The sequence below is a fragment of the Desulfobacterium sp. N47 genome (assembly GCF_051233685.1).
In the GTDB taxonomy this organism is placed as follows: domain Bacteria; phylum Desulfobacterota; class Desulfobacteria; order Desulfobacterales; family RPRI01; genus RPRI01.
The window spans coordinates 1-3,259 of the sequence record NZ_JBAMMY010000271.1 but is presented as its reverse complement, the minus strand read 5'-3'; the positions used below and the strand labels follow the sequence as shown (position 1 = coordinate 3,259).

The window sequence follows — 3,259 nt, the reverse complement described above, 5'->3', positions numbered from 1 at the left end:
GGGACAACTGTTGTCTCCAAAAGAATCTTTGCTGTCTTTTACCGCTATCCCCTCCAAAACATCTTTGATATGCAATGCGTTGAAAGGATATTTCGCCGACGTTAACACTTAAATCGACACGGTGGTCGCCTTGCGGCAAATCTTGACCGACTTATTAAATCTCCTCCTCTATTGAGTTTTTCAAAGCTTTCTCAGAGATTTACTGAAGACAGCTCCGCCCGGTAAGTTACAAATAGATGTACTTAAATAATAACCACTTAATCTATCGATATTGGTCTCAACTATTACTCAAATTGATATAAACCAAAATGATATAGCACTATCACGAAAATACTCAATGTAAACTGTGATTGAATTTTCATTTTTCCAAAATTTTAGCAAAACCGGATATTTTAAAAGGTATCATGTACTTCACTGATATAGCAAACTTGTCTGTATAATACCAATCTGATTTGAAGTGTTTTAAAATATGAATTTTATACGTTCACATATTGGATATATCCGAGAAATTTGTCAAGTATGAATTACACTTATTAAAAAAATATCAACGAGCTTATAGTTATTCTAAGTATTTGATTATTAAAAAATTAGTACCGGTTAATATAAAAAAGTATAGGAAATTTATTTAGAGGCTTAGCAAAAAAGGCAGGAATAAGAAAATGTAAAGACAAGTCCGGCCACATATAATTTCTTGTGGCCGGATTCAAGGAAAATGTTTTTGATATATCAGGGGGTACTAACACTGATCATATCTTTATTAAGCTCGAATATTTTCTTACCGATACCTGACACTTTCATTATATCTTCCGGTTTTGCGAAAGGCCCGTTTTTTTCTCTGTATTCAACAATTTTTTCAGCAACTTTTGTGCCGACCTTTTTCAGTTTAACAAGCTCCTTAACTGTTGCCTTATTAATGTTGATCCTAACTTCATCTTTTGCAAAGGCAGAAATTCCTGAAGCTAAAACAAATGCAATCACAATGCACAAACTAATACTCCGTTTTAAATTTTTCATGTGTTTTCTCCTTTATTAAATGTTTATTTACTATCGGCATTATAGGTAAAACCCAATATCATATAAACCGGATCAGCAAATTTAAAGGTACATACAAGGCTGTTGCAGATTAAAACGTAAATATATTTATAGATATTATATAGATGGCTGATATATAATGCATTATTGAACATATTATAAGCGGCTTGTCAAGCCTTAATTTACACTGTAATTCCTATAGTTACAAATTTGTACTATCATAACGCTTACATCGTTTCTTATGAAACTATTATAATATGCTTGACATTTTATTTTAAAATTCTATCTTTTGATATAAATTAAGCATACATAATTATAAAGGGAGTTTTTATGAAACATAAACTGTTTGTTACCTGTTTTTCTGTTATTTTATTAATAGTATCATATTCACTTTCGCATGGTGACAATGGGGAAAATCAGCCGAATGCCGTTGTTCCTGAAAGCAGTTATATATTCGATCAAGTACCTGAAGGCGTTAAAATAGTTCATGATTATGTTATTCAAAATAGTGGGGGTGCGCCTCTTGAAATCTATAAGGTACAAACAGGATGAGGGTGCACAGCTGTTTCTTTTCCGAAACAGATCCCTGCCGGAGGCGAGGGTAAAATTACAATCAGTGTTAATACAGCCGGATATGGTGGAAAGTCCGTTAAAAAAAATATAGTTGTTTATACAAATGACAAAAAAAAGCCAAAGACCTATCTTGCAGTACGAGGAATAGTTGAAAAAATTGTAGATGTCAGACCAAATAAAGTTTTTTTAAGCGGGCCGTCTGATAAGGAAATATCCGTTTCGGTAGTTGTTGTTCCTGAAGAAAAATATCCGTTTAATATAAAAGACGTTAAAGCACAAAACAGCAATAATATAGCTGTAAATCTTGAAAAAGAAAAAGAATCAAATCCAAAACAATATACATTAATCGTTAAAAATATAGCAACCGTTAAAGGTAAATACTATGATTGGATTATCATAAGAACAGACAGTTCAATTAACAATGAAATAAAAATTCCTGTTATTGGAAACATATATTAACAACAGAGGCCGGGGATAAGGCAAAGATAGCTTATAGGATTATGTGTTAGTGAGAAAATTTATGAACGATTTTAAAGTAGTTGCTTTCGACTGTGATGGAGTTATGTTTGACTCGGGACAAGCCAATATGGATTACTATAACAGTATTCTTCAGCATTTCGGCAAACCGGAGATGACTCAAGAGCAGTTTGCTTATGCTCATATGCATACCGCAGATCAAGTAGTTGCCAATCTATTTAATGATCCTGAACTAATTGATATTGTTCAGTCTTTCCGCAAAGAAATGTCTTATAAACCTTTTTTCAAGAGCATGATAATCGAACCTGATTTGATAAACCTTCTTAAAAAAATCAGGCCGAAATATAAAACTTCCATCGCTACCAACAGGACGGATACTATGCGTGGAATATTATTCGAATTTGGTATAGAAGATTATTTTGATCTTGTTGTATGCGCTCTTGATGTGAAGCACTCAAAGCCTCATCCGGAACCTTTGTTGAAAATAGTTGAATATTTTGATGTTAAACCCCAGCAGGTTATTTATATAGGGGATTCGGTTGTAGATGAAACTGCTGCAAAAGCTGCCGGCATTCCGCTTGTTTCCTACCGTAACGGCTCACTTTCTGCTGATTACCACATCTCACGTCTTAAAGAGCTTGGAGATATCCTTCTTGTGTGAACTCTATTTTTTATCTTTATTTTTTGCTAAAAAGCCCTTAACCATCATTACCGGCACATAACTTATTACTGGCCAGGATAACAGGCTTAAAGAATCCCATAGATCTTTAGGTTTACAATATATGGAAGTTACCATTGCACCCATCATTCTTCCCTTAACGACTATGTTATCCCCATCACGAGCGATAGACAGCGGTGGTCGGGATTGTTTGAACAGCAAAATGCTTTTTTTAAGTGATAAACTGCTTATTCAGGCTGCTGTCTCTTTCCTGGGAAGTGTTTCCCAGTAGACCATATCCGGTGTTTTTTTGTCAAGTTTTTGATGCGGCCGTTCATAGTTATATAATTCAAAATAGTTTTTAATTTCTTGTCTGGCTTCGGCAATCGAACCATAGGCCTTTAAATAAACTTCCTCGTATTTTACACTCCACCATAACCGCTCAATATATATATTATCCTTCCATCTCCCTTTGCCATCCATGCTGATCCGGATATTGTTTGTATTAAGAATCTTTGT

Annotated in this window: 4 protein-coding genes; 2 read left to right on the top strand and 2 right to left on the bottom strand. The window is 34.1% G+C overall.

Annotated elements, in window-relative coordinates:
* Window positions 1-726: 726 nt before the first annotated feature.
* Window positions 727-1,014: a ComEA family DNA-binding protein gene (locus VXK47_RS17235; protein ID WP_435550020.1), complete on the bottom strand. Its 288-nt coding sequence runs from the start codon at window positions 1,012-1,014 to the stop codon at window positions 727-729.
* A gap of 348 nt (window positions 1,015-1,362) precedes the next feature.
* Here VXK47_RS17235 and VXK47_RS17230 point away from each other — a divergent pair, with 348 nt between their 5' ends.
* Both VXK47_RS17230 and VXK47_RS17225 read left to right on the top strand, forming a co-directional pair.
* Window positions 1,363-2,064, top strand: a complete 702-nt coding sequence (locus VXK47_RS17230) for a DUF1573 domain-containing protein (protein WP_262987230.1) — start codon at window positions 1,363-1,365, stop codon at window positions 2,062-2,064.
* Between the two features lie 61 nt (window positions 2,065-2,125).
* Window positions 2,126-2,743, top strand: coding sequence for an HAD family hydrolase (locus VXK47_RS17225; protein ID WP_435550019.1), 618 nt, complete (start codon window positions 2,126-2,128; stop codon window positions 2,741-2,743).
* A 249-nt stretch (window positions 2,744-2,992) separates the two neighbouring features.
* Here the strand turns inward: VXK47_RS17225 and VXK47_RS17220 are convergent.
* Window positions 2,993-3,259, bottom strand: a 267-nt coding sequence (locus VXK47_RS17220) for an integrase core domain-containing protein (RefSeq protein WP_435550018.1), incomplete at its 5' end; no start/stop codon positions are given.